The 25,176-nt window shown below is 68.8% G+C and carries 28 protein-coding genes; 18 read left to right on the top strand and 10 right to left on the bottom strand.

What is annotated here, in order from left to right; genetic code table 11:
• Window positions 1–41: 41 nt before the first annotated feature.
• Both AAHB17_RS19260 and xseA read right to left on the bottom strand, forming a co-directional pair.
• Window positions 42–623: a superoxide dismutase gene (locus AAHB17_RS19260; RefSeq protein ID WP_342132427.1), complete on the bottom strand. Its 582-nt coding sequence runs from the start codon at window positions 621–623 to the stop codon at window positions 42–44.
• Window positions 624–681: 58 nt separating this feature from the next.
• Complete coding sequence (gene xseA / locus AAHB17_RS19255) at window positions 682–1,989, bottom strand: exodeoxyribonuclease VII large subunit (RefSeq protein ID WP_342132426.1); 1,308 nt, start codon at window positions 1,987–1,989, stop codon at window positions 682–684.
• Window positions 1,990–2,332: 343 nt separating this feature from the next.
• Between xseA and AAHB17_RS19250 the strand changes: the two genes are divergently transcribed.
• The 6 genes from AAHB17_RS19250 (at window position 2,333) to adk (ending at window position 6,241) form a co-directional block, all read left to right on the top strand.
• Window positions 2,333–2,974 carry a MotA/TolQ/ExbB proton channel family protein gene (locus AAHB17_RS19250; protein WP_342132425.1) on the top strand — a complete coding sequence of 214 codons (642 nt, stop codon included), beginning with the start codon at window positions 2,333–2,335 and terminating at the stop codon, window positions 2,972–2,974.
• Window positions 2,971–3,408 (top strand): ExbD/TolR family protein, encoded by a 438-nt coding sequence (locus AAHB17_RS19245; protein ID WP_342132424.1) that lies wholly within the window; start codon window positions 2,971–2,973, stop codon window positions 3,406–3,408. Before AAHB17_RS19250 ends, AAHB17_RS19245 begins: the two co-directional genes overlap by 4 nt.
• A gap of 14 nt (window positions 3,409–3,422) precedes the next feature.
• Window positions 3,423–4,466 carry a tetraacyldisaccharide 4'-kinase gene (gene lpxK / locus AAHB17_RS19240; protein WP_342132423.1) on the top strand — a complete coding sequence of 348 codons (1,044 nt, stop codon included), beginning with the start codon at window positions 3,423–3,425 and terminating at the stop codon, window positions 4,464–4,466.
• Complete coding sequence (locus AAHB17_RS19235; protein WP_342132422.1) at window positions 4,447–4,629, top strand: Trm112 family protein; 183 nt, start codon at window positions 4,447–4,449, stop codon at window positions 4,627–4,629. Before lpxK ends, AAHB17_RS19235 begins: the two co-directional genes overlap by 20 nt.
• Window positions 4,626–5,429, top strand: coding sequence for a 3-deoxy-manno-octulosonate cytidylyltransferase (kdsB, locus tag AAHB17_RS19230; RefSeq protein WP_342132421.1), 804 nt, complete (start codon window positions 4,626–4,628; stop codon window positions 5,427–5,429). Before AAHB17_RS19235 ends, kdsB begins: the two co-directional genes overlap by 4 nt.
• A 155-nt stretch (window positions 5,430–5,584) precedes the next feature.
• The gene (gene adk / locus AAHB17_RS19225; RefSeq protein WP_342132420.1) at window positions 5,585–6,241 is read left to right on the top strand and encodes an adenylate kinase; all 657 of its coding nucleotides are present in this window, start codon (window positions 5,585–5,587) and stop codon (window positions 6,239–6,241) included.
• Between the two features lie 60 nt (window positions 6,242–6,301).
• On the opposite strand, the gene AAHB17_RS19220 is transcribed toward adk, so the two are convergent.
• From AAHB17_RS19220 to AAHB17_RS19210, 3 genes are read right to left on the bottom strand one after another with little or no spacing between them, the layout of a single operon-like run.
• Complete coding sequence (locus tag AAHB17_RS19220) at window positions 6,302–6,781, bottom strand: DUF6152 family protein (protein ID WP_342132419.1); 480 nt, start codon at window positions 6,779–6,781, stop codon at window positions 6,302–6,304.
• 12 nt (window positions 6,782–6,793) lie between these two features.
• On the bottom strand, window positions 6,794–7,210 hold the full coding sequence (locus AAHB17_RS19215; RefSeq protein WP_446719622.1) for a hypothetical protein: 417 nt from the start codon (window positions 7,208–7,210) through the stop codon (window positions 6,794–6,796).
• Window positions 7,210–8,214, bottom strand: a complete 1,005-nt coding sequence (locus AAHB17_RS19210; RefSeq protein WP_342132417.1) for an asparaginase — start codon at window positions 8,212–8,214, stop codon at window positions 7,210–7,212. The genes AAHB17_RS19215 and AAHB17_RS19210 overlap by 1 nt, the downstream gene beginning before the upstream one ends.
• Before the next feature lie 98 nt (window positions 8,215–8,312).
• On the opposite strand from AAHB17_RS19210, the gene AAHB17_RS19205 reads away from it, so the two are divergent.
• The 3 genes from AAHB17_RS19205 (at window position 8,313) to AAHB17_RS19195 (ending at window position 9,946) form a co-directional block, all read left to right on the top strand.
• Window positions 8,313–8,912 (top strand): IMPACT family protein, encoded by a 600-nt coding sequence (locus AAHB17_RS19205; protein ID WP_342132416.1) that lies wholly within the window; start codon window positions 8,313–8,315, stop codon window positions 8,910–8,912.
• A gap of 115 nt (window positions 8,913–9,027) precedes the next feature.
• The gene (locus AAHB17_RS19200; protein WP_342132415.1) at window positions 9,028–9,606 is read left to right on the top strand and encodes a bactofilin family protein; all 579 of its coding nucleotides are present in this window, start codon (window positions 9,028–9,030) and stop codon (window positions 9,604–9,606) included.
• 142 nt (window positions 9,607–9,748) lie between these two features.
• Window positions 9,749–9,946: a hypothetical protein gene (locus tag AAHB17_RS19195; protein ID WP_342132414.1), complete on the top strand. Its 198-nt coding sequence runs from the start codon at window positions 9,749–9,751 to the stop codon at window positions 9,944–9,946.
• Here the strand turns inward: AAHB17_RS19195 and AAHB17_RS19190 are convergent.
• Window positions 9,923–11,086 (bottom strand): acyl-CoA dehydrogenase family protein, encoded by a 1,164-nt coding sequence (locus AAHB17_RS19190; protein ID WP_342132412.1) that lies wholly within the window; start codon window positions 11,084–11,086, stop codon window positions 9,923–9,925. The genes AAHB17_RS19195 and AAHB17_RS19190 overlap by 24 nt on opposite strands.
• 76 nt (window positions 11,087–11,162) lie before the next feature.
• Window positions 11,163–13,187, bottom strand: coding sequence for a S9 family peptidase (locus AAHB17_RS19185; RefSeq protein WP_342132411.1), 2,025 nt, complete (start codon window positions 13,185–13,187; stop codon window positions 11,163–11,165).
• A 123-nt stretch (window positions 13,188–13,310) separates the two neighbouring features.
• On the opposite strand from AAHB17_RS19185, the gene AAHB17_RS19180 reads away from it, so the two are divergent.
• From AAHB17_RS19180 to AAHB17_RS19145, 8 genes are all read left to right on the top strand, one after another.
• Entirely contained in the window at window positions 13,311–14,516 is a 1,206-nt protein-coding gene (locus AAHB17_RS19180) for an acetyl-CoA C-acetyltransferase (protein ID WP_342132410.1), read from the top strand.
• 20 nt (window positions 14,517–14,536) lie between these two features.
• Window positions 14,537–16,684, top strand: a complete 2,148-nt coding sequence (locus tag AAHB17_RS19175) for a 3-hydroxyacyl-CoA dehydrogenase NAD-binding domain-containing protein (RefSeq protein WP_342132409.1) — start codon at window positions 14,537–14,539, stop codon at window positions 16,682–16,684.
• A gap of 1 nt (window position 16,685) precedes the next feature.
• Window positions 16,686–17,429, top strand: a complete 744-nt coding sequence (fabG, locus tag AAHB17_RS19170) for a 3-oxoacyl-ACP reductase FabG (RefSeq protein WP_342132407.1) — start codon at window positions 16,686–16,688, stop codon at window positions 17,427–17,429.
• 57 nt (window positions 17,430–17,486) lie between these two features.
• Window positions 17,487–18,824 (top strand): HD-GYP domain-containing protein, encoded by a 1,338-nt coding sequence (locus AAHB17_RS19165; RefSeq protein WP_342132406.1) that lies wholly within the window; start codon window positions 17,487–17,489, stop codon window positions 18,822–18,824.
• Between the two features lie 104 nt (window positions 18,825–18,928).
• The gene (locus tag AAHB17_RS19160; protein WP_342132404.1) at window positions 18,929–19,882 is read left to right on the top strand and encodes a bifunctional helix-turn-helix transcriptional regulator/GNAT family N-acetyltransferase; all 954 of its coding nucleotides are present in this window, start codon (window positions 18,929–18,931) and stop codon (window positions 19,880–19,882) included.
• 59 nt (window positions 19,883–19,941) lie between these two features.
• Window positions 19,942–20,556: a chromate transporter gene (locus AAHB17_RS19155; RefSeq protein ID WP_342132403.1), complete on the top strand. Its 615-nt coding sequence runs from the start codon at window positions 19,942–19,944 to the stop codon at window positions 20,554–20,556.
• Window positions 20,553–21,149 (top strand): chromate transporter, encoded by a 597-nt coding sequence (locus tag AAHB17_RS19150; RefSeq protein ID WP_342132402.1) that lies wholly within the window; start codon window positions 20,553–20,555, stop codon window positions 21,147–21,149. Before AAHB17_RS19155 ends, AAHB17_RS19150 begins: the two co-directional genes overlap by 4 nt.
• Before the next feature lie 63 nt (window positions 21,150–21,212).
• Window positions 21,213–22,400, top strand: coding sequence for a methyl-accepting chemotaxis protein (locus tag AAHB17_RS19145; RefSeq protein WP_342132401.1), 1,188 nt, complete (start codon window positions 21,213–21,215; stop codon window positions 22,398–22,400).
• A gap of 55 nt (window positions 22,401–22,455) precedes the next feature.
• Here AAHB17_RS19145 and AAHB17_RS19140 read toward each other — a convergent pair whose 3' ends face one another.
• Window positions 22,456–22,809 carry a hypothetical protein gene (locus tag AAHB17_RS19140; RefSeq protein ID WP_342132400.1) on the bottom strand — a complete coding sequence of 118 codons (354 nt, stop codon included), beginning with the start codon at window positions 22,807–22,809 and terminating at the stop codon, window positions 22,456–22,458.
• Window positions 22,810–22,832: 23 nt separating this feature from the next.
• On the bottom strand, window positions 22,833–23,576 hold the full coding sequence (rlmB, locus tag AAHB17_RS19135) for a 23S rRNA (guanosine(2251)-2'-O)-methyltransferase RlmB (protein ID WP_342132399.1): 744 nt from the start codon (window positions 23,574–23,576) through the stop codon (window positions 22,833–22,835).
• A gap of 167 nt (window positions 23,577–23,743) precedes the next feature.
• Between rlmB and AAHB17_RS19130 the strand changes: the two genes are divergently transcribed.
• The gene (locus tag AAHB17_RS19130) at window positions 23,744–24,802 is read left to right on the top strand and encodes a GGDEF domain-containing protein (RefSeq protein WP_342132398.1); all 1,059 of its coding nucleotides are present in this window, start codon (window positions 23,744–23,746) and stop codon (window positions 24,800–24,802) included.
• A gap of 23 nt (window positions 24,803–24,825) precedes the next feature.
• On the opposite strand, the gene AAHB17_RS19125 is transcribed toward AAHB17_RS19130, so the two are convergent.
• The coding region (locus AAHB17_RS19125) for an ATP-binding cassette domain-containing protein (protein ID WP_342132397.1) at window positions 24,826–25,176 on the bottom strand (351 nt) is incomplete at its 5' end.

Here is a 25,176-nt window from a genome sequence, read left to right as displayed (position 1 = left end):
GCTTCGGGCTTTTTGGTCGCGGCGTCGAACCGCGATCAGGTTCAGGCGAAGTTGGCTTCGGCGAAGGACCAGTTGACCAGCTTGTCGAGGAAGGTCTCGACGAACTTGGGACGCAGGTTGCGGTAGTCGATGTAGTAGGCGTGTTCCCACACGTCCACGGTCAGCAGGGCCTTGTCGGCGGTGGTCAGCGGGGTGCCGGCGGCACCCATGTTGACGATGTCGACCGAGCCGTCGGCCTTCTTGACCAGCCAGGTCCAGCCGGAACCGAAGTTGCCCACGGCGCTCTTGACGAAGGCTTCCTTGAAGGCGGCGTAGCTGCCGAACTTGGCGTTGATGGCCGCGGCCAGGGCGCCCGAGGGTTCACCGCCGCCGTTGGGCTTCATGCAGTTCCAGAAGAAGGTGTGGTTCCAGATCTGGGCCGAGTTGTTGTAGATGCCACCGCTGGACTTCTTGACGATGGACTCCAGGTCCATGGCCTCGAACTCGGTGCCCTTCTGCAGGTTGTTCAGGTTGACCACGTAGGCGTTGTGGTGCTTGCCGTGGTGGAACTCCAGGGTTTCCTTGGAGTAGTGCGGCGCCAGCGCGTCGATCGCGTAGGGCAGTGCGGGCAGGGTGTGTTCCATCTTGTGATCCTCTCGTGTTGTGGTCAAGAAAAGCGCATTGTAGGCAGACCGCATGACCTCAGTGTCTTGTGGTCAATCGGTCCACGGTCAGGCCCAGCTCGCCATCGGCCAGCACCGCCAGCACCGCCTGCCCGGCGTGGGCCTGGGTGACGCTGGTGAGCGCGTGCCCGGCGTCATCGCTGAGCCAGGCGTAACCGCGTTGCAGCACCAGACGCGGATCGAGCAGCGCCAGCGCCTGCTCGGCGCCCGCCAGGCGCTGGCGGCTGGTGTCGAGTTGCCGCGCCAGCGCCTGCGGCAGGCGCTCGGCCAGGCGCCGCAGACCATGTTGCTGGCGCTCGGCCTCCAGGTGCACCCGCCGCGCCAGCCGGGCCTCCAGCGCCTGCAACTGGCGCTGCCCCTGGGCCAGCCGGCCGGACGGTCGACCCAGGCGCACGGCCAGGCGGTCCAGCTGCTGGGCCCGCAGGTCCAGCGCGTCCTGCGCCGCACGCGCCATGCGCGCCTGCATCAGGTCCACCACCGCGAGGAGGTCGGCCCGCGCCGGCGCACACAGCTCGGCGGCGGCGGTGGGCGTGGGCGCGCGCAGGTCGGCGGCGAAGTCGCACAAGCTGAAGTCCGTTTCGTGGCCCACGCCACAGACCACGGGCATGGGTGCCTCGGTCAACTTGCGCACCAGGGCCGGATCGTTGAAGGCCCAGAGGTCTTCCAGCGAGCCACCGCCACGCACCAGCAGCAGCACTTGCGGAGCGCCGCAGGCGCGGTGCTGGGCGTAGGCCCGGTCCAGGGCGGCGCACAGCTCGGCCGGCGCCTGCACGCCCTGCACCGCCGCCGGGAACAGCGTCACCGGCAGGTGTGGCACGCGGCGCGACAAGGCCGTGGCCACGTCGCGCAGGGCCGCCGCGCCCAGCGAGGTGACCACGCCAATGGACTGCGGCAGCGGCGGCAGCGGCCGCTTGCGCGCGGCATCGAAGCAGCCTTCGGCCTCCAGTTGCGCCTTCAGCCGCAGGAACTGCTCGAACAGGGCGCCCTGCCCGGCCCGGCGCAGGCTCTCGACGATGAGCTGCAGGTCGCCACGCGGCCCGTAGACGTCCAGCCGGCCCTGCACCTCGACCAGGTCGCCCTCGGCGGGGTTGAAGTCCAACAGTTGGGCGGCGCGCCGGAACATGGCACAGCGGATCTGGCCGTTGGCGTCCTTGAGCGAAAAGTAACAATGCCCGCTGGCCGCGCGCGAAAAGCCCGATATTTCGCCACGCACCGCCGCCGGATTGAAGCGCGCCTGCAAGGTGTCAGCAATGGCGCGCACCAGCGCCCCAACCTGCCACACGCGGCCCCCAGCAGCGGGCTCGGCGGCCCGGAAGCCTTCATTCATGCGGCTCTCCGAGGCAAATCTGTCCACAAATGGCGTCATTGCTGGCATGCCAACCGTTCAACCGCATGCCCGCACCAAGATGGAGCCAAGATATTGATTTCAAAGCGTTTTCCACTGCCTGCGAAACGATCAATCTGTCAGAGGGCCCGAAAAACAAGGGCCGGCGCGTGGAGCGGGCCCGGTTCTTCACAAAGTTATCCACAGAAACGGTGGACGAAGGACAAGGGGCTTGGCGGTCACCTGGCCGCCCATGGCGCGCGGGTGCCGGGAGCGCCGAATGTGGGCTGGCCGCTGGGCCATAATCCCTGACATTCCCGCTTGCCCGCATTGTCTGGAGCCCGCATTGCTGAACATCATACAAGCCGCCGGCTGGCCGATCTGGCCCCTGATCGCCTGCTCCGTGCTGGGCCTGGCCCTGGTCATCGAGCGCTTCGTGTCGCTCAAGACGGCCAAGATCGCGCCGCCCCAGTTGCTCGATGAAGCCATCATGGTCTCGCGCACCGGCTTGCCCGGTGCCGAGGTGATCACGCAACTGGAGCAGAACTCGGTGCTGGGCGAGGTGCTGGCCAGCGGCTTTCGCGCCCTGCAGGGCAACCCGCGCCTGAACGAAACCGACCTGCGCACCCACATCGAGGGCGCCGGCCGCCGCGCCGCCGCCAAGCTGCAGCGCTACCTGGGCGCGCTGGCCACCATCGCCTCGGCCGCTCCGCTGCTGGGTCTGCTGGGCACGGTCATCGGCATGATCGAGATCTTCGGCTCCCAGGGCGCCGAAGGTGGTCTGGTGCCCGGCGGCGGCAACCCCGCCCAGCTGGCCCACGGCATCTCGATCGCGCTCTACAACACCGCCTTCGGCCTGATCGTCGCCATCCCGGCGCTGATCTTCTGGCGCTACTTCCGCGCACGGGTCGACGACTACCTGCTGCAGTTCGAGCTCTCCGCCGAGGCCTTCGTGCGCCACCTGCTGGCGTTGCGGAGACCGGCATGAACTTCCGGGGCCGGTCGCATCGGGGCTCGGACGAACCCGAAATCAACCTCATCCCCTTCATCGACGTGCTGTTGGTGGTGCTGATCTTCCTGATGCTGACCACCACCTACAGCCGCTTCACCGAACTGCAGGTGCGCCTGCCAGTGGCCGACGCCGAAACCCCGCGCCAGCAGCCGCGCGAGATCGTGGTCGCCGTGGGCCAGGACGGCCGCTACGCGGTCGACCGCAAGGGACTGGAATCCGGCACGGTGGAAGCCCTGTCGGCCGCGCTGCAGACCGCCGCGGCGGGCCGCAACGACGCGGTGGTCATCATCAGTGCCGACGCCGCCGCCAGCCACCAGGCCGTCATCAACGTGATGGACGCGGCCCGCCGCAGCGGCCTGCCGCAGATCACCTTCGCCACCCAGAGCTCGGCCACCGCGGCGCGGCGCTGAGCCCGCCCCGTGCCGTGAACGCCGCCACCGAAAGCGCGTTGCGCCAAGCCTGGCAGGGCCGTGGCTGGCTGGCGCGCCTGCTCTATCCCGCGAGCCTCGTCTACCGCATGCTGGTGGCGCTGCGGCGCGCCCTCTTCGCCCTCGGCTGGCGGCAGGCCACGCGCCTGCCAGTGCCGGTGATTGTGGTGGGCAACGTGGTGGTGGGCGGCGCCGGCAAGACCCCCACCACCATCGCCGTGGTGCGACACCTGCTGGCCCGCGGCTGGCGCCCGGGTGTGGTCTCGCGGGGCCACGGGCGCAAAGGCACGACACCGCAGGCCGTGACCAACACCACCGATGCGGCCGACAGCGGCGACGAGCCCCTGCTCATCCGTCGCGCCACCGGCGTGCCGGTGTTCGTGGACCGGCGCCGCGCAGCGGCCGGCCGGGCCTTGTTGTCGGCCCACCCGGAGGTCAACGTCATCGTCTGCGACGACGGCCTGCAGCACCTGGCGCTGGCGCGCGACCTGGAGCTGGTGGTGTTTGACGACCGCGCCCTGGGCAACGGCTGGCTGCTGCCGGCCGGCTTGATGCGCGAGCCCTGGCCGCGCAACAGCCGCGTGCCCGCCCTGGTGCTGCACCAGCAGCGCCACACCGCGCCCACCTTCTGCCCGGGCTTCGTGGCGCGCCGCACGCTGGCCCCCGACGCGCGGGACGCGGCCGGACATGCCATCCGCCTGGACACGCTGTCCGCTGGCGGCCCACTGCACGCCCTGGCCGGCATCGCCCGCCCCGAGGTCTTCTTCGACATGCTGCGCGAGCGCAGCCTGGCCTTGTCGAGCACCTTTTCCCTGTCCGACCACGCCGACCTGGCCCCGCTGTGGCCGGGCATCGCCGCGCAATGTGTGCCCGGCAGCACCCTGCTGTGCACCGAGAAGGACGCCGTCAAGCTCTGGCCACTGCTGGGCGAGGATGCCCCCCGCGTGCTCGCGGTGCCGCTGGTCCTGTCGCCGGAGCCGGCCTTCTTCAGCGCGCTGGACGCGCAGCTATCATCCCGCCATGGACCCCAAACTCCTTGAACTGCTGGTGTGCCCCGTGACCAAGGGCCCGCTGACCTACGACCGCGAGAAGCAGGAACTGGTTTCGCGCAGCGCGCGCCTGGCCTACCCGGTGCGCGATGGCATCCCCATCCTGCTTGAAAACGAGGCCCGCACGCTCACCGACGAGGAGCTGGCATCTTGAGCGCCGATGTGGCCGTGCCGGAACACACCGGCTTCACGGTGCTGATCCCGGCGCGCCTGGCCTCCACCCGCCTGCCCGACAAGCCACTGGCCGACATCGCCGGCCTGCCCATGGTGGTGCGCGTAGCGCGGCAGGCCGCCGCGTCGCAGGCCCGCCAGGTGGTGGTGGCCACCGACAGCCAGGCCGTGATCGACGTCTGTGCCGCCCACGGCGTGCGCGCCCTCATGACCCGCGCCGACCACCCCAGCGGCAGCGACCGCCTGGCCGAAGCTTGCGACCTGCTGGGCCTGCCCGACGGCGACATGGTGGTCAACGTGCAGGGCGACGAGCCGCTGATGACCGCCCAGCTCGTCAACGCCGTGGCCGACGCCCTGGCACAGCGCCCCGACTGCGTGATGTCCACCGCCGCCCACCCGCTGCACCACGCGGCCGAGTTCGCCAACCCCAACGTGGTCAAGGTGGTGCTGGACCGCCAGGGCACCGCGCTCTACTTCAGCCGCGCGCCCATCGCCTGGTGGCGCGACGGCATGGCCCAGGCCTGGACCCAGGGCCTGAGCACCCTGCCCACGCCGGCACCGCTGCGCCACGTTGGCATCTACGGCTATCGCGCTGGCTTCCTGCGTCAATTTCCGACATTGGAACCGGCACCGATCGAACAGATGGAGTCGCTGGAACAGCTGCGGGTGCTGTGGCACGGCCAGCGCATCTGTGTGCACGTGACGCGGGACGCCCCCGGCCCAGGCGTGGACACGCCGGAAGACCTGCAGCGGGTGCGTTCGCTGCTGACCCGCTCGGCCTGAGCCGCCTCAAACCGTCGGGGCAAGGGCCGGGCGCTGTAAGCAGCCCGCAGGCCAGCCCATGCTATCCTCGAAAAATGGATGCCTTGCTTGGGCGTCAGGCCGCCTGGAGACGAGACGCTGGCCGCGATTTTTGAAACTTGCACAAAAGGAACGCGATGAGACTGATACTGCTGGGTGCACCGGGCGCGGGCAAGGGCACACAAGCCACCTTCATCTGCCAGAAATACGGCATTCCCCAGATTTCCACCGGCGACATGCTGCGCGCTGCGGTCAAGGCCGGCACGCCGCTGGGCCTGCAGGCCAAGGCGGTGATGGACTCGGGTGCCTTGGTCAGCGACGACATCATCATCGGCCTGGTCAAGGAGCGCATCGCCCAGTCCGATTGCGCCAAGGGTTTCCTGTTCGACGGGTTCCCGCGCACCATCCCGCAGGCCGACGCCATGAAGGAGGCCGGCGTCAAGCTGGACTACGTGCTGGAGATCGATGTGCCCTTCGACGCCATCATCGAACGCATGAGCGGGCGCCGATCGCACCCCGCCTCGGGGCGCACCTACCACGTCAAGTTCAACCCGCCCAAGGTGGCTGGCCAGGACGATGTGACCGGTGAACCCCTGATCCAGCGCGAGGACGACAAGGAAGACACCGTCAAGAAGCGCCTGGAGGTCTACAGCGCCCAGACCCGGCCGCTGGTGGACTACTACAGCCAGTGGGCCGCCAAGGACGCCGTCAACGCGCCCCAGTACCGCAAGATCAGCGGCACCGGCAGCGTCGAGGACATCACCGCACGCGCCTTCGAGGCCCTGTCGCGCTGAGACGCTTCCGCCAGACGACAGACAACCCGGCCTCGCGCCGGGTTTTTTCTGCGCGCTGCGTCAGGTCGGGCTGGAGCGCATGCCGTAGACCTTGCCGCCCAGGAACAGGTACTCGGCCCGAAACACCGCCGCGCCCTTCTCGCCGCTGAAGGTGAAACCCAGCAGCGCCAGTTCGGTGCCCACGGTGATCTCGGGCACCTGCCACTGCTGTACGCGCGACAGCGGCGCCAGCTCGATCTCCCAGCGGCGGTCGCTGCGTGTGGGCAGTTGTGCCTTGGCCAGCAGCCCTTGGCCGTCCACGGCGGCGCTCTGCGCGGGCAAGGTGCGCTGGGCCAGATCGGCGGGCAGGACCAGCGGCTGCCGGGCTTCGAGCACCAGCTCCACGTGGGGGTTGCGCCACTTCACCTCGACCGCGCGGCCCTCCAGGTACAGCGGGCGCCCCTGGTCGAAGCTGCTCCAGCCGTGGTGGGCCCGTGCCACCGGCAGCCAGGCGGCCAGCGCCGCCAGGCCACCCAGTTGCAGAAAAGGTCGTCTCAACATCGTGCTGCTCCTTCAAACGTAGGCGATCCAGCGACCACAGGTGAGCACCAGCAGCCAGATCACGGTGGACACCCCCATGAGGGCGCGTGCGGTCGCGTCCAGCTTCTGCAGCGAACGACGGCCGTGAAACCAGCCGGCATTGCAGCCCGCCAGCATGATCAACAGCATCTTGACGGTGAACACCCGGTTGGCCAACAGCTCCTGCGGCATGGTGCCAAACATCGTCAGGCCCGACACCGCCGCCAGGACAAACCCCGCGCTGGCCAGGGTCAGGCTCAGCCGCGCGAGCGGTTCGGCCGGCAGGGCCGCGCCCAGGCCGAACACCCGCAGCTCCAGCAGCACCAGGTTGCCCAGCAGCAAGGCCACGCCCAGCAGGTGGAGCACCTCCAGCATGGGGTAGGCCCAGGCATGGGCCGCCAGCGCGGCCATCACGGCGCGGTGTCCAGCAATTCCAACATGAGTGCAAGACGTGCCTTCACCGGCGACAGGCCGGCGGTGTCGGCCAGGGCCCCGGCCCCCAGCACCCGGCCGTAGGCGCAGCGGCTGCCACGGCGCACGGCCACGCCCGCGTCCTGCGCCGCCTGCAAGGCCGCCAGCAGCTCGTGGTGCAAGGTGCCGTTGCCGGTGCCCGCCACCACCAGACCACGCAGGGCATCGCCCCCGCGCGGCGCGTGGGCCAGCAGGGCACGCACCAGCGTGCCATCGGCCCCTGCGTGGCTGGTGACCAACTCCACCCGTGGCCAGCTGGGTGCGTCCAGCAGGCGCTGCAGCCGGGCGGGCATGCCTTCGCCACGCGGCCAGTCCTGCCATTGGCGCAACTGGCCGTCCTCGACGCAGGCCAGCGGGCCGGCGTCGCCGGAATCGAAGGCGTCGAGCCGGTAGGTGTGGACCTTCTGCACATGCTGCGCGGCGTGCACCTGGCCCGCGCACACGGCCACCACGCCGCGCGCTCCGGGCGTGGCCGCCACCAGCAAGGCATCGAGCAAATTCTGCGGACCGTCGGGCGCCAGGGCCGTGGCCGGACGCATGGCACAAGCCATGACCACCGGCTTGGTCGGCGCCAGCAGGGCCTGCAGCAGCCAGGCGGTTTCTTCCAGCGTGTCGGTGCCGTGGGTGACGACCACACCGGCGACCTCGGGCCGTGCCAGGTGTGCGGCCAGGCGCTGCAACAGCGGGCGCCACACGGCCGGCCCCATGTCCTTGCTGTCCACCTGTGCCACCTGTTCGGCCTCCAGCGTCCAGCCGGCCAGCGCGGGCTGGCTGGACGCGATGGCCTGCACCCCCGCGAGCAATTCCGCCACGCCGACCTCACCGGCGGTGTAGCCCACATGGTCGTGCGCGCTGCCGGCGCGTCCGGCGATGGTGCCGCCGGTGCCCAGCACCACCAGGGTGGGGGCGGCGGACGGGCGGATGGCGGTGGTCGACGGCGGCATGGGTTCTCCGGGCGCGGCAAAGGCGGATCGTGGCAGGCCCGACACTGTAAGCCAAGCCGCGCCCACCGCGGGATGGGCGCGGTTACAGTGCACACCCCATGGCGCTCACCCTGTCCCACCCCGCGCAACACGAGCTCGTCATCAAGAAGAGCCGCTTCATCGCGTGTGTGCAGCCGGTGGCGGACCGCCCTGCGGCCCAGGTCATCGTGGCGGGCCTGCGGGCCCAGCACCCCGGCGCGGCCCATGTGTGCTGGGCCCTGCTCGCCGGCGGACAATCGGCGGCGGTGGACGATGGCGAGCCCAGCGGCACCGCTGGGCGGCCCATGCTGGACGTGTTGCGCCACCAGGACCTCGAAGGCGTGCTGGCCACGGTGGTGCGCTATTTCGGTGGCGTGAAACTGGGCGCCGGCGGCCTGGTGCGGGCCTACACCGACGCCGTCGCGCAAGCGTTGCTGGGCGCCACCAAGCTGCCGCTGCAACGCCTGTGCGCACTGGCCTGCAGCGTGCCCTACGCGCTGGAAGGCATGGTGCGGCGCGAGCTCGACGCGGCCGGCGCCAGCCTGCTCGACGTCCACCACGACAGTGTGGTGACACTGCGCTTTTGCCTGCCCGACACGCAGGCGCAGGCACTGGCCGCGCGCCTGAACGAAGCCGGCCAGGGCCGTCTGGCCTGGCTGCGCGGCGACGAAGGCGGCTGAGCGCCGCGCCCCACACCACTCGTTACGGCTCTTGCCAACCGGTACGCCGTGTGTCCGCATGCCACGCCTAGCATGGCCACTCCCCTTTTTTGTGTTTTATTGACGAAGGAATGGCATGGCCCTGCAATCACCGTTTTTTGGCAAGCGTGAACCCGAAACCCTGACGCCGCGCGCATCGAGCCCCACACCCACCCAGCCCCGCACCGGCCTGCATCCCGCCACGGTTGGCAACCCGGCACCAACGGCGGCCTCCAGCACGGCCACCGCCCCGGCACCGTCCAGCCAGCCCCCCACGCTCGATGCCGTGGCCCCCGAGCGGCGCGAAGGCAGTTCGGCCAGCAAGCTCACCGTGGGCCCACACATCCGGCTCAAGGGCGTGGAGATCACCGATTGCGACACCTTGTTCGTCGAGGGCATGGTCGAGGCGACCATGGATTCGCGGGTCATGGAAATCGCCGAGCCGGGCAGTTTCAAGGGCTCTGCCGAGATCGACGTGGCCGAGATCCACGGCCAGTTCGAAGGCACGCTGACCGTGCGCCAGCGCCTGGTGATCCACCCCACCGGGCGGGTCAGCGGCACGGTGCGCTACGGCAAGATCACCATCGCCGAAGGCGGCCAGCTGTCGGGCGACATCGGGCTGCTGGGTGCCGCCGCCGCCCGGGTCGGCGCCCTGCCCGCACCCGCCAACGGCTGAGCCACCCAGCCTCGCCCCAGGCCGGCCCCCCGCCCATGCGCAACGATTGCTTACGCGCTTTGCGAGAGCGCTTGGCATGTAACCGGGGTGCCGACCTAGCATGAAGTCCTCGCAACCACACTGCCCCAACGGCAGCCCAGCCATGCAGACGCCTTCCACTTCGACCGGCCAACGCGATCCGCTGACCCGCACCCGCAAGACCTTGTCGCCCATCAACGCCGCCCAGCGCGCGGGCTACAAGCTCGATGCGGTACCCGTTGCCGGCGCCGCACAGGCGACGCCCACGGTGCCGGGCCACGCGCCGGCGGGCCGGCCGTCAACGCCCACCCAGCCCCATTGAGCGGGTGATCACCTCTTTCATGATTTCGTTGGTGCCACCGTAGATGCGCTGCACCCGCGCATCGGCGTAGGCCCGGGTGATGGGGTATTCCCACATGTAGCCGTAGCCGCCGTGCAATTGCACGCACTCGTCCATCACCTTGCACTGCAGGTCCGAGCACCAGTACTTGGCCATGCTGGCGGTGGCGGTATCCAGCTGGCCCACCGCCACCAGCTCACAGCATTTGTCCACGAACACCCGCGCCACCTGCACCTCGGTCTGCAGTTCGGCCAGCGTGTAGCGGGTGTTCTGGTAAGCCGCCACCGGCTGACCGAACACCTTGCGCTCCTTCACGTAGGCCACCGTCCAGTCGATGGCGGCCTGCGCCGCGGCCACCGCGCCGATGGCGATCTGCAGGCGCTCCCAAGGCAGTTGCTCCATCAGACAGATGAAGCCTTTGCCTTCCATGGCCGGGCCACCCAGCAGGTTCTCGGCCGGCACACGCACGTTGTCGAAAAAGAGTTCGGACGTGTCCTGCGCCTTCAGGCCCAGCTTCTTCAAGCGCTTGCCTTTTTCGAAGCCCGGCATGCCGCGCTCCACCAGCAGCAGGCTGGTGCCCTTGGCGCCGGCCGCCGGATCGGTCTTGGCCACGACGATCACCAGGTCCGCGTGCCAGCCGTTGGTGATGAAGGTCTTGCTGCCGTTGAGCAGGTAGCTGCCGTCGGCCTGCCGGATCGCGGTCGACTTCACGCCTTGCAGGTCGCTGCCCGCAGCGGGTTCGCTCATGGCGATCGCTCCGACCATCTCGCCGCTGGCCAGCAGCGGCAGGTACTTGAGCTTCTGCGCCTCGGTGCCGTAGTGCAGGATGTAGGGCGCAACGATCTCGCTGTGCAGGCCAAAACCGATGCCGCTGAAGCCGCCCGCGCTCAGGGTTTCCATCTGGGCCACCGAATACAGCTTGTCGGCGCCGGCACCACCGTAGGCCTCGGGCATGGTCATGCAGAGAAAACCGTTCTCGCCGGCCTTGCGCCAGACCGCGCGGTCCACATAACCCTGCTCCTCCCAGGCCTCATGGTGGGGTGCAATCTCCTTGTCGCAGAAGCGCTGGAAGCTGTCGCGAAAGGCGGCGTGGTCGGCGTTGAACAGCGTGCGTTCGATCATGGTGGGGTCTCCGTTAATTTTGGAAAGCATTTGCTTTTCAAAACTATACCCCCATCGCGCTCCGGCAGGGAAGCGCTCAGCGGCCGCGCGGCATCAGCTCGTACAGATCGAAGCCGGCGCTGCGCCCGCCCAGGCAGGTGGCCAGGGTGTCCTCCACCGTGCGCCACAGGGCCAGCCGGTTGCGCCATTTGCTGATGCTGTGCCCTTCGTCCGGGAACAGCAGGTACTCGACCGGGTGGCCGCGCTGGCGCAGCGCGGCCACCACATCGTCCGAGTCCTGGCGCAGAACGCGGATGTCGTTGGCGCCGTGCACCACCAGCAGCGGCGCGCTGATCTGGCCGAGGTAGGACACCGGCGAGTTGCGCAGCATCTCGGCGCGTTGCGCGGGGTCGGCCGGGTCGCCGTAAAAACGGATGAACATGTGGCGGTTACGCCAGAACGGTGGCCAGCTCTCGATCGAGCGCGGCCAGTCGGCCACACCCACCACGTCGATGCCACAGCGGTAGCCGTGGCGCTTCTGGGCCAGCTGAGCCAGCACGGAAAAACCGCCAAAGCTGGCGCCCATCACCGCCATCCGCTTGGGGTCGGCCACGCCCTGGTCGATCGCCCACTGCACACCTTCGGCGATGTCCTGCTGCAGCCGGCCGTTGGATTCCATCGCGCCGGCCCACATGTGATCCCGCCCATAACCGGCCGAACCGCGGTAGTTGAGCTGCAGCACCGCGTAACCGCGGTTGACCAGCATCTGCCGGGCATTGAAGGTGGCCGGCGCCCAGGTGTCGCGCGTCCAGGGTCCGCCATGGATGTCCACCACCAGCGGCACCGGGCCGCTCACGCCGCGCGGACGGGTGAGGTAGCCGTGGATGCGGCGGCCGTCGGAGGCGGTGAAGACCAGGGGCGTGACCGGCGACAGCACCTGCGCTTCTTCCGGGAAATAGGTGTCCAGCCGGGTCACCGCGCCACTCTCGCGGTCCCACAACAGCTCGGCAGCGTCAAACTGCCCCTGGCTGCGCAGGATCACCCGCCGTGCCACGTCGTCGCGCCCCTGCAAGCGCGTGAACACCGGCGCGGCCGGCAAGGCGCCCTGGGTCACGGCACGCGACACCACGGTGTCCATCTGGGCCTGCCAGGCGCCATCAAAATAATGCATCTGCGGGTGATCGGGCTCCACCACATAGCCCACGGGCGGGCCAGCCATGCTGGCGAACGAGGCCTGCGCCACATCCACCTGCGGGTGTTGGGCCAGCACCTGTTCGGCGCCGCTGGCGGTATCGATCTCCACCAGCGCGGCCTTGTCGCGGCCCAGATTGGACAAGGCCCAGAGCTTGCCCAGGGCTGGGTCGATGCGCAGCACGTTGAGGTAGTCGAAACCGCCCCAGGTCTTGAGCACGCGCCAGCCGGCGGTGGCCTCGCGCAGCTCCAGCGCGGCCCCCGAGCCGTCGTCTTGACCCAGCTGGCGAATGCGTCCGGTCAGCCGGGCGTCCGTACCCACCAGCCAGGCCAGCACCGCGCCGTCGCTGCGTGCCACCTCGGTGACCTTGCGTGTGGCGGCATCGGCCTCGTACAGGTCGAAGGTGGAGCGGTCGCGCTCGTTGCTGGCGAAGAAAAACCGCGCGCTGCCGGCCGGGCCACGCGCCACCACGTAGGCACGCACGCCGCGTGCCGGTGTCACGGTCCACGCCCGCAGCCCAGGCGCCTGCGCGTCCAGCACCCGCAACTGGGTGTTCTCGTCGCCGCGCTCGTCCTTGCTGAAGACAACAAAGCGGCTGTCGGGCAGCCAGTTGTGGTAACCGCCACCCCGGCCCGGGTTGCCGGTGGCGTAGGTGCGCACGGCCTGAGCATCGTCGACCGGGCGCACGGCCAGCCCGGTGTCCGTTCCCACGGTCTGTGACCACAACAGCCACTGACCATTGGGCGACAGCACAAAACCGCCGGTGCGCTCGGCATTGGCCACAAAACGCCGAGCCGGCACCAGGGGCGCCAGCCGCTGGGCCTCCTGCGCCTGCAGCAGCGTCGGGTGGCTGGGCGCGGTGGCACAACCCGCCAAACCCAGGCCCACGCACACGGCGGCCAGCGCCGCCCAGCACCGTCGATGTCCCATCAGCAGCCCTTCAAACGATTTTTCTGATAGCGCAGCATAGCGCCCAGTCATGTCACAATTTATACAGAGCAATTGCTCTGCGAAAAATATACTGTCGGCCAACCCCCACCGCTGGAGACCCCCATGACCGAAGCCTATGTGTTCGACGCCATCCGCACGCCCCGCGGCAAGGGCAAAAAAGACGGCAGCCTGCACGAGGTCAAGCCGATCAACCTGCTGACCGGTCTGCTGACCGAGTTGCAGCGCCGCAACGGCTTCGACACCGCTCGGGTCGACGACGTGGTGATGGGCGTGGTCTCGCCCGTGGGTGAACAGGGCTCGGTGATCGCCAAGACGGCCGCGCTCAAGGCCGGCTGGGACTGGACCTGCTCGGGCGTGCAGATCAACCGTTTTTGCGCCTCGGGCCTGGAAGCGGTGAACCTGGCCGCGCAAAAGGTGCGCAGCGGCTGGGAGGACCTGGTGGTGGCCGGCGGCGTCGAGAGCATGAGCCGCGTGACCATCGGCTCGGACGGCGGCGCCTGGGCGCAGGACCCCGAGACCAACAGCCAGACCGACTTCGTCCCACAAGGCATTGGCGCCGACCTGATCGCCACGCTGGAGGGCTTCAGCCGCAACGATGTGGACGCCTATGCGGCCGAGTCTCAACGCCGCGCGGCGGCCGCGCGCGACGCGGGCTATTTCGCGCGCTCGGTGGTGCCGGTGACGGACTTTCTGGGCCAGACCATCCTGGACCACGACGAGTTCATCAAGCCGCGCACCTCGGTCGAGTCGCTGGCCGGGCTCAAGCCCGCGTTCGAGCAACTCGGCGCCATGGGCTTCGACGCCGTGGCCATCGGCCGCTACCCGCAGGTGGAGCGCATCCACCACGTGCACCACGCGGGCAACTCGTCGGGCATCGTGGACGGCGCCACCGCCATGCTGATCGGCTCGGACACGGCGGCCAAGTCGCACGGCCTGACGCCGCGCGCACGCATCGTGGCCGTGGCCCTGTCGGGCGCCGACCCCACCATCATGCTGACCGGGCCGACACCTGCCGCACGCAAGGCCCTGGCCAAGGCCGGCCTCACGGTCGACCAGATCGACCTGTTCGAGGTCAACGAGGCTTTTGCCGCCGTGCCCATGAAGTTCATGAAAGACATGGGCGTGCCGCATGAGAAGGTCAACGTCAACGGCGGCGCCATCGCCATGGGCCACCCGCTGGGTGCCACAGGCGCCATGATTCTGGGCACCTTGATCGATGAGCTGCACCGGCGCCAACTCCGCTACGGCCTCGCCACGCTCTGCGTCGGCGGCGGCATGGGCATCGCCACCATCGTTGAACGCATCTGAACCCCAGCGGAAACATCCCCATGATCACGAACACCATCCGCTACGAACTGGCCGACGGCATCGCCACCCTCACCTTTGACGAACAAGGCTCGCCCGTCAACACCATGTGCCACCAGTGGCAGCAGGACCTGCAGGCCGTGACCGCCCGGGTGCTGCTGGACAAGGAGCACATCCAGGGCATCGTGCTGGCCTCCGCCAAGACCAGCTTTTTTGCCGGCGCGGACCTCAAGGCCACCATGCGCCTGACGCCCGCCGACGCACCCGCCGTGTTCACCGAAATCGAAGCCATGAAGCGTGCCTTCCGCGTGTTGGAGACGCTGGGCAAGCCGGTGGTCAGCTGCATCAACGGCGCGGCCCTGGGCGGTGGCTGGGAGGTGGCGCTGATCGGCCACCACCGCATCGCCGTCAACGACCCCAAGGTCCAACTCGGCCTGCCCGAGATCACCCTGGGCCTGATGCCCGGGGCCACCGGCATCACCAAGATGGTCCGCCTGCTGGGCCTGATGGGCGCCCAGCCCTACATCCTGGAAAGCCAGCTGTTCAACCCGGCCGAAGCCCAGGCCCTGGGCCTGGTGCACGCGCTGGTGGACAGCGCCGAACAGCTGCGCCCGGCCGCCCTGGCCTGGATCGCGGACCACCCCACGGCCCAGCACCCCTGGGACGACAAGGCCTACAAGATCCCCGGTGGCACACCGGCCAACCCCAAGATCGCGGGCGCGCTGACGGTGGCGCCGGCCATGCTCAAGCAGAAGACACGTGGTCTCTACCCCGCGCCCGAATACGCGCTGGCGGCCATGGCCGAGGGCGCGATGGTGGACTACGACACCGCCCTGCGCATCGAGAGCCGCTACCTGGCCAAGCTCATGACCACGCCGGTGGCGCGCAACATGATCAACACCTTCTTCTTCAACATGAACGCCATCAAGAGCGGGCAGTCGAGGCCGAAGGACGTGCCACGCTACAAGCCGCAGAAGGTGGGCCTGCTGGGCGCCGGCATGATGGGCGCGGGCATCGCCTACGCCCAGGCCAGCCGGGGCATCGCCACCGTGCTCAAGGACGTGTCGCTGGACAAGGCCGAGGCGGGCAAGGCCTACAGCCACAAGCTCACCCAGGCACGGGTGGACAAGGGCCGCATGGGCCCACACGACCAGGCTGCGCTGCTGGACCTCATCACCGCCACCGACAACACCGCCGACCTGGCCGGCTGCGAGCTCATCATCGAGGCGGTGTTCGAAGACCGCGCCCTCAAGGCCCGCGTGACGCAGGAGGCCGAGCCGCGGTTGGCGGCCGGTGGCTTCTTCGCCAGCAACACCTCCACCCTGCCCATCAGCGGCCTGGCCCAGGCCAGCGCCCGGCCGGAGAAGTTCATCGGCATCCACTTCTTCAGCCCGGTGGACAAGATGAAGCTGGTCGAGATCATCCGCGGCGCCCAGACCGATGACGAGACCGTGGCCCGCGCTTTCGACTACGTGACGGCGCTGGGCAAGATCCCCATCGTCGTCAACGACGCGCGGGGTTTCTACACCAGCCGCACCTTCGGCACCTTCGTGATGGAAGGCGCGGCCATGCTGGGCGAAGGCATCCCGGCGGCGGTGATCGAAAACGCCGGCCTGCAGGCGGGCATGCCAGTGGGCCCGCTGGCGGTACTGGACGAGACCGCGCTCTCTTTGAGCGTGCACGTGCTGGACCAGACCCGCGCCGATTTCGCCGCCGAGGGCAAGACCTACCAAGCCACGCCGGGCGAGCTGCTGGTGGAGCAGATGGTCAAGGCACTGAAGCGCCCAGGCCGCGCGGCCGGAGGCGGCTTCTACGACTACCCCGCAGGCCAGAAAAAGACCCTGTGGCCCGAACTCAAGACCCACTTCGAGAAGCCTGGCGTGGCGTGGGACATGGCCACGCTCAAGGACCGCCTGCTCTACCGTCAGGCGGTGGAGACCGCACGCTGCCTGAGCGAAGGCGTGCTGACCACGGTGCACGACGCCAACATCGGCTCCATCTTCGGCATCGGTTTCCCGGCCTGGACAGGCGGCGCCATGCAGTTCATCTACGGCACCGGCATCGCGGCCTTCGAACAGCGCTGCGCCGAACTGGCCGCACAATGCGGCGCGGGCTTTGCCCTGACCGACGCGGTCAAGACCACCCTTCGACAACACCAACCCACGTACTGAAATGCCACGTCTCCCAGGAAAAATCGCCATCATCACCGGCGCGGCCCAAGGCATCGGCCTGGCCACCGCGCTCAAGTTTGCCCAGGAGGGCGCCACCGTGGTGGTGTGCGACATCAAGCAGGCCGGTGTGGACGCCGCCGTGGCCCAGTGCCAGGAGGCCGGCGCCACCGTGCTGGGTTGTGTGCTGGACGTGACCCAGCGCGAGATGGTGGACGCCGTGGTGGCGCGGGTGTTGGAACGCTTCGGCCGCATCGACGTGCTGGTCAACAACGCCGGCATCACCCAGGACGCGCGCCTGCAGAAGATGACGCTGGAGCAGTTCGACCGCGTGATCGACGTCAACCTGCGTGGCGTCTTCCACTGCGCCCAGGCCGTGGTCGACACCATGGTGGCCCAGGGCAGCGGCGTCATCCTCAACGCCAGCTCGGTGGTCGGCATCTATGGCAACTTCGGCCAGACCAACTACGCCGCCACCAAATTCGGCGTGATCGGCTTCACCAAGACCTGGAGCCGCGAGCTGGGCCCCAAGGGCATACGCGTGAACGCGGTGGCGCCCGGTTTTGTGGAGACACCCATCCTCTCCACCATCCCCGACAAGGTGCTGCAGGAGATGCGCGACCGCGTGCCGCTCAAGCGCCTGGCCCGTCCACAAGAGCTCGCCAACGTCTACGCTTTCCTGGCCAGCGACGAGGCCAGCTACGTCAACGGCGCGGTGCTGGAGGTGTCGGGCGGGATGACGGTGTAACGAAAATGTAAACTGCGATCCTCTCGATCTGACGTTTGCCCTTTCTTCAAGCGCTTGATGACATCGCCCACCTCTCCTTCCGACCTCGTTCCGCCCATCGAGTCCGAGCATTTCACACGGGCGGTCACCGAACTGGGCGACAAGCGGCCGGTGGTGGCCAAGGAGGCGATCTTCAACGCCCAGGGCGTCAAGATCGTGGAAAAGGGCACGGCGATCAACGCCAAGCTGTACGAACGGCTGACGGCCCACAAGCTGCCCCAGCCCATCGAGGACTCGCTGGTGGCAGAGGACGTGGTCAACGGCCACATCCTGCGCGAGGAGGTCGAGCTGATGCTTGAGCGCGAGCCCTTCTACGCGCGCATGGTGGATTCACCGGCGGAACGGGCCAAGCGCCTGGACATCATCGAAAAGCTCCCCCTGCCCGAGGCCATGGCCTTCCAGCTCACACTGGGCCGTGACGTGCGCCCCAGCGTCTACCGGCACAGCCTGCGCGCCATGTGGACCATGGTCTGGCTGGCCCACCACCCCCTGGGCAAACGCTTCGAGCTCGGCGAAGCCGCTGCGGTGGGCCTGCTGCACGACATCGGCATGTTGCACCTGGACCCGACCCTGCTGGACAACAAGGCCCCGCTCACCCGCGCGCAACGCCGCCAGCTCTATTCCCACCCCATCATCAGCATGATGCTGATCGAGCGCCACCACGTGTACCCGAAGGAAGTGGTGCGCGCGGTGTTCGAGCACCACGAATGCCTGAACGGGTCGGGCTACCCACGCAACCTGATGGCGGCCGACGTCAGCCCGCTGGGGCGCTGCATGGCCGTGGCCGAGGTGGTGACCGCGATGATCAGCGGCGACAACACCGGGGGCGAGCTGCGCCTGTCGGTGTTGCTGCGCATGAACATGCACCGCTACGACACGGCCCTGATCACGCGGGTGATGGGCCTGCTGCGCCCCGAACTGGACCCGGGCAGCCAGGCGGTCGAGCCCCTGGCCGACCCCGTGGCCCGGTTGCGCGAGATCGACGACATCGTGGCCATCTGGCCACGCGACGCGGCGGCGCTGGAGGCGCTGACGCCCCAACGCGAGGCCGGCCTGGCCATCGTGACCCAGCAGATGGGGCAGCTGCGGCGCAGCCTGGCCGAGGCGGGGCTGGCACCGGCCCAACTCGACCAGTTGGGCGATGCCGCGCTGGACCCACTGCTCGCGCGCGAACTGTCGCTGCTGGCCAAGGAAGCCACTTGGCAATTGCGCACCCTGGCCCGGCAGGCACGCCGGCGCTGGCGCGCGGGCGAGCAGGGGGAATACCCGGTGATGCTGCAGACCTGGATGGACCGCTGCGACGCGCTGGGCGATGCCCTGCTGAGCGACACCGAACGGGCCCACCAGGACGACTGAGCCCTTCCCCCAGGACAAGAAAGCAGCGGCAAGGCCGCGATCCATAATCATGCCCAAGTCAATCAGTTGCTTGCCAAAGTCAATCAACTGATCCAGAATCCGGCATGCCCGATACCCCACCCTCCCCGCAGTCCACACCCGTAGACCCCGACCAGGTGCGTGCGCTGCGCGCCTTCAACCGCTTCTACACCCAGCGCACCGGCCTGCTCGATCCTTACCTGGGCAGCGCCTTCTCGCTCACCGAGGTCCGCGTGCTGTACGAACTGGCGCACCACACGCCGTGCACGGCCAGCGAACTCGGGCGCCGCCTGCTGCTCGACGCCGGCTACCTCAGCCGCATCGTGCGCCGCTTCACCGGCGCCGGCTGGATCACGCGCAGCCCCTTGCCCGGCGACGCCCGGCAGCACGCACTGGGCCTGACCCCGCAAGGCCGCGCCGCGTTCGAACCCCTGCAGCAGCGCTCGCGCGACGAAGCCGCCCACCTGCTGGCCCCGCTGGCCCCCGACCAGCGCCAGGCCCTCGTGAGCGCGCTCGCGCGCGCTCAGCGCCTGCTGGCCCCGGACGCGCCCGCGCCGGCACGCACCGCCGTGCTGCGCGACGTGCGCCCGGGCGACATGGGCTGGGTGGTGCAGCAGCACGGCGAAATCTACGCCCGCGAGTACGGCTGGAACAGCGAATTCGAGGCCCTGGTGGCGGAGATCGCGGCGGGCATGATCCGCCGGCACGACCCGGCCTGGGAACGTGGCTGGATCGCCGAGCTCGACGGCGAGCGCGTGGGCTCCGTGTTCGTGGTGCGCAAGAGCGAGACCGAGGCGCAGTTGCGCCTGCTGATCCTCAGCCCCGCCGCGCGCGGCCTCGGCCTGGGCGCTCGCCTCGCCGACGAATGCCTGGCCTTCGCACGCGCCAAGGGCTACCGCAAGATGGTGCTGTGGACCAACAGCATCCTGAGTGCCGCGCGCGCCATCTACGCCAAGCGCGGTTTCACCCTGGTGCACAGCGAGGCGCACCACGGCTACGGCAAGGACCTGGTGGGCGAGACCTGGGAGCTGGCCCTGTAGCGCCCGTTCACGCCCACGGACGGGCCACACCTCGCTGCGGCCCACCCGATAATCCGGACATGCCACCACCCGCCCAGATCCCTCCCGACACCGCCAGCGCGCTGGCCGCGCCCCGCTCCAAGACCGACCTGTTCGTCTCCTTCACGCGGCTGGCCCTGCAGGGCTTTGGCGGCGTGCTGGCGGTGGTGCAGCGCGAGCTGGTGGAGAAGAAGCGCTGGATGAGCCGCGAACAGTTCGTGGAGGACTGGGCCGTGGCCCAGATCATGCCCGGCCCCAACGTGGTGAACCTCTCCATGATGATCGGTGGGCGCTACTTCGGCCTGCCCGGCGCACTGGCCGCGCTGGCCGGCATGCTGGCGGCGCCGCTGGTCGTGGTGCTGCTGCTGGCCGCACTCTACGGCACCGTGGCCGACGCGCCGGCGGCCCAGGGCGCGCTGCGCGGCATGGGCGCGGTGGCGGCCGGACTGATCACGGCCACCGGCATCAAGCTCATCGGCGCGCTGGAGAAAAACGCCATGGGCCGGGGCGTCTGTGTGCTGCTGGCGGCGCTCACCTTCGTGGCCATCGCCCTTCTGCGCTGGCCGCTGGTGTGGGTGCTGCTGGGCATTGGCGGGGCCGCCTGCCTGTGGGCCTACCGGGTGCTGGGCCAGGCGCCCGGGGAGCGCTCGGCATGAGCATGGCGCCCACGCTGGCCAACTGGCTGGACCTGTTCACCCACTTCGCCTCGCTTTCGCTGCTGGGCGTGGGCGGCGCCATCACCACCGCGCCCGACATGCACCGCTACCTGGTGCACCAGAACGGCTGGCTGAGCGAGACCCAGTTCACCTCCTCGATCGCGCTGTCGCAGGCCGCGCCCGGCCCCAACGTGCTCTTCGTGGCCCTGCTGGGCTGGAACCTGGGCCTGAACGCCGGCGGCGGGCCAGCGGGCGGCCCCATGGCCTGGTGGCTGGCCTTGTTCGGCGTGGTGGTGACGCTGACCGCCATCATGCTGCCCTCGTCGGTCCTGACCTACACCGCCACCCGCTGGGCCCACCAGAACCGCGAACTGCGGGCGGTGAGGGCCTTCAAGACCGGCATGGCCCCCATCGTGATCGCGCTGCTCATCGCCACCGGCTGGCTGCTCAGCGCGACCCACAACCAGCCGACCCGCGACTGGCCCCTGTGGCTGCTCACGGCCGCCGCCACCGTGATCGTGTGGCGAACCCGGCTGCATTTGTTGTGGCTGATCGGCACCGGCGCGGTGCTCGGTGCATTCGGTTGGGTGTAACTCAACGTAACCGATTTAATATGACAGTCTTTTGCAATTTGCCCTGAGAAAGACAGCAAGAAGATGGCCATCGGAGACTTGAAGTTCAGCACCCGCCTCATCATCACTTTCGGGGTGGTGATGCTGCTGGTGGCAGCCCTGCTGGGCATAGGCGTGACCCACCTCAACAACCTGCGCCGCGAGGCGCAGGCCGTGGCGGGGCAGCAACGCGAGGACACCGCCGGGCTGCGCGCCGCGGTGGATGCCACGGGCAACACCAGCCTGGCCATGTACGGCCTGGGTGCCGCAGCCCTGCTGGTCAGCATCGCGGCGGTCGTGGGCCTGTCCCGCAGCGTGGTGGAGCCCCTGGGCGAAGCCATTCACATCGCCGAAATCGTGGCCTCGGGCGACCTGAGCCAGGACTTCGAGACCGAGCGGGGCGGTGAATTCGGCCGCCTGCTCGAGGCGCTGGGCACCATGGAGGACACGCTCACCGACCTGGTGGGGCGCATCAAGACATCGACCGACCTGATCGCCGATGCCTCCAAGGACATCGCCGCCGGCAACCACGACCTGTCGCTGCGCACCGAGGAGCAAGCCTCGTCGCTGGAGCAGACCACCGCCAGCATGGCCGAACTGACGTCCACCGTACGTCAGAACGCGGAACGCGCGCAGCAGGCCAGCCGCATGGCCATGGCCGCCTCGGAGGTGGCCGCGCGGGGTGGCGCCGTGGTGGGCGACGTGGTGCAGACCATGGACGCCATCAGTGCCAGCTCGCGCAAGGTGGTGGACATCATCGGCGTGATCGAGGGCATCGCCTTCCAGACCAACATCCTGGCGCTCAACGCCGCCGTGGAAGCCGCCCGGGCCGGAGAACAGGGACGTGGCTTCGCGGTGGTGGCCGGGGAAGTGCGCAACCTGGCGCAGCGCAGCTCGGCGGCGGCCCACGAGATCCGCAACCTGATCGGCGACTCCGCCAACCAGGTGGACAGCGGCGCCAAGCTGGTCGGCGAAGCCGGCCGCACCATGCAGGAAATCGTCGACTCGGTTGGCCGCGTGGCCGGCCTGCTGGGCGACATCTCCGACGCCTCGGCGCGCCAGCGCGAGGGCATCGAACATGTGAACCAGGCCGTGGCCCACATGGACAACGCGACCAAGCAGAACGCGGCGCTGGTCGAACAGGCCTCGGCCGCGGCCACGGCGCTGTCGGAACAAGCCGGCCAGCTGATGGCGGTGGTGGGCGAGTTCAAGCTCGACGCCGACGAGGCCTGAACCCTGTCGCGTTGCGGCGCACGGCGCCGTGCCCAGGGGGCACGGCCGGGCCGCCTCAGCGTGGGTTCTCGAAGAACACCGCGTTGGTGTAGTCGCTGATCTCGAAATACACCTTCTTCTCGCCGGGATCGACCTGCATGTTCAGGTTTTCGTCCAGCACCCCATAGCCGTAGCGGTAGGCGCGCGGCTTGCCATCCTCGGTGCCCAGCGCGGTGCTGATCTTGTCGATCTTCAGGAAGCGGCGCACGATCTTGTCGCCCGCGTAGACCTCCAGCACACCGTTGGTGCCGGTCCAGTTCTGGATCTCGCGGCTGAGCTTGTTCTGCTGCTCCTGGGTGCAAGCCGCCAGGGCCAGCACCGCCACCAGCAGCCAGATCCCACGGCCCGCAAAAGCCCGACGTGTCGTCATCGTGTTCGTCCTTCCGCTGCGGTTCAGGTCCGCTGGCGCAGCGCTTCGTACAGGCAGACGCCGCTGGCCACCGACACGTTGAGGCTCTCGACCGCGCCCTGCATCGGGATGCTGACCAGTTCGTCGCAGGTCTTGCGGGTCAGCTGGCGCATGCCATCGCCCTCGGCGCCCAGCACCAGCGCGGTGGGGCCCTTGAAATCCATCTGGTACAGCGTCTTGGGCGCATCGTCGCTGGTGCCCACCACCCAGATGTTGCGCTCCTTGAGTTCGCCCAGGGTGCGCGCCAGGTTGGTGACCATGAAATAAGGCATGGTCTCGGCGGCGCCGCTGGCGACCTTGGCGACCGTGGCGTTCAGGCCCACGGCGTGGTCCTTGGGCGCGATGACGGCGTGGGCGCCGGCTCCATCGGCCACACGCAGGCAGGCCCCCAGGTTGTGCGGATCGGTCACACCGTCGAGCACCAGCAGCAAGGGCACCTTGCCCGCCTGCTCCAAGCCGTCCAGCAGGTCGTCCAGCGAATGGGCCTGGTCGAGCGCCTGCACCCGCGCCACCACCCCCTGATGCCCATGGCTGCCGCAGAGCTTGGCCAAGCGCATGCCATCAGCGTCCAGCAGGCGCAGGCCAGCCTCCTTGGCACGCTCCACAAACTGCCGCATGCGGGCATCGCGGCGCGTCGGATCGACGTAGAGCTCCAGGATGGAAGCGGGCGCGGTCTTGAGGCGAACGCCAACCGCATGGAAACCGAACAGGACTTTGGGTGCAGACATGTGCCGATTATCCCAGCGCGCACCCCACCACCGCCCCAGCCCCTGCTGAGCCCCCCCAGGCACCGCAAGTGTTAACCATAGTCAAGCGATGCCAGCACACCGGATAAACGTCACACAATGTCCATCGGTCCCGCGGGGGACCCGTAAGCTGGAAGCCAAAAAAAGACATGAGCACCGCTGCCCTGAAGATGCCGCTGCTGCTGGAGCGCCTGGGGTCGATGACTGCCATCCGCGACACCGAACTGCTGGAACAAAGCCTGCTCAAGACGCTGGGCGCCGAACTGGGCGTGGCCGATCTGTCGCTCTACAAGACCGACGAATACCAGCGCTGCATGGGTGTGCTGAACCACCACCGATCGGTACTGATGGAGCGCGACGGCGTGGAGCGGGTGACCGAACGGATCGAGACCGTCTACCAGAACGTGGACATCCCGGCCGATGTGGTTTCGCTGATGGACAACGTGCACCTGACCCACAAGCCCAGCCACTGGACCGTGCGGGACAGCACGCTGATCGTCTATCCGCTGTTGAACGGCCAACGCCTGTGCGGGCACATCGTGCTGCGCAAGCCGCAACCCTTGAGCGACACCGAAAACGCCATTGTGCACGGCGTGCTGGAGGTCTATGCCAACTACTACAGCCTGCTGGATGACAGCCAGCGCGACCGACTGACCGGCCTCTACAACCGCAACGCGCTGGAAACCGGCGTCGAACGCATGTGGCCGCTGCTGGCCCAGCACGGCCGGACCCAATCGCCCTCGCGGCGGCGCACGGCCGAGTACGACTACTGGCTGGCCATGCTCGACATCGACCACTTCAAGCGGGTCAACGACAACCATGGCCACGTGGTGGGCGACGAAATCCTGCTGCTGGTCTCGCGCATGGTGGCCGACTGCTTCCGCAAGGGCGACCTGGTCTACCGCTATGGCGGCGAGGAGTTCCTGGCCATCACCAGCGCCGCCTCCGAAGCCGATGTGCTCGACGTCATGGACCGCGTGCGCCTGCGTGTCGAGGGCCACCGTTTCCCGCAGGTGGGCCACATCACCATCAGCATCGGCGTGGCCCGGGTCGACCCGCAGCACTCGGCGCAGGAAATCATCGCGCGGGCCGACCGCACGCTCTACCAGGCCAAGCGCGACGGCCGCAACCGCACCTATTGCTACGAACTGCTGCGTGCCGAAGGGGTGTTGCCGACCCTGCACTTCGGGTCGGCCGAATTGTTCTGAGCGGGCTGCTCGCGGCAGCCGCTTCAGTTCACCATGCGCCCGGCCTCGATGGTGATGCGGCGCTCGCAACGCGCGGCGATGGCCCTGTCGTGAGTCACCAGCACCAGCGTCGTGCCCAGTTCGCGGTTGAGCGCGAACATCAGCTCCATCACCTTTTCGCCCGTGGCGAAGTCCAGGCTGCCGGTGGGCTCGTCGGCCAGCAACACGGCAGGATGCACGACAAAGGCCCGCGCCAGCGCCACCCGCTGCTGCTCGCCGCCCGACAGGAGCTTGGGGTAATGGCCCAGGCGCTCGCCGAGGCCCACGCGCCGCAGCATCTCGGTGGCGGGGGGCCCCGCGGGGGGGCGCCCCGGCCCCGCCCCCGGCCGCCGAAC

This window comes from Hydrogenophaga sp. OTU3427 (assembly GCF_038440225.1).
In the GTDB taxonomy this organism is placed as follows: domain Bacteria; phylum Pseudomonadota; class Gammaproteobacteria; order Burkholderiales; family Burkholderiaceae_C; genus Hydrogenophaga.
The sequence above is the reverse complement of the archived record's forward strand: the minus strand, read 5'-3'. Positions and strand labels throughout refer to the sequence as shown.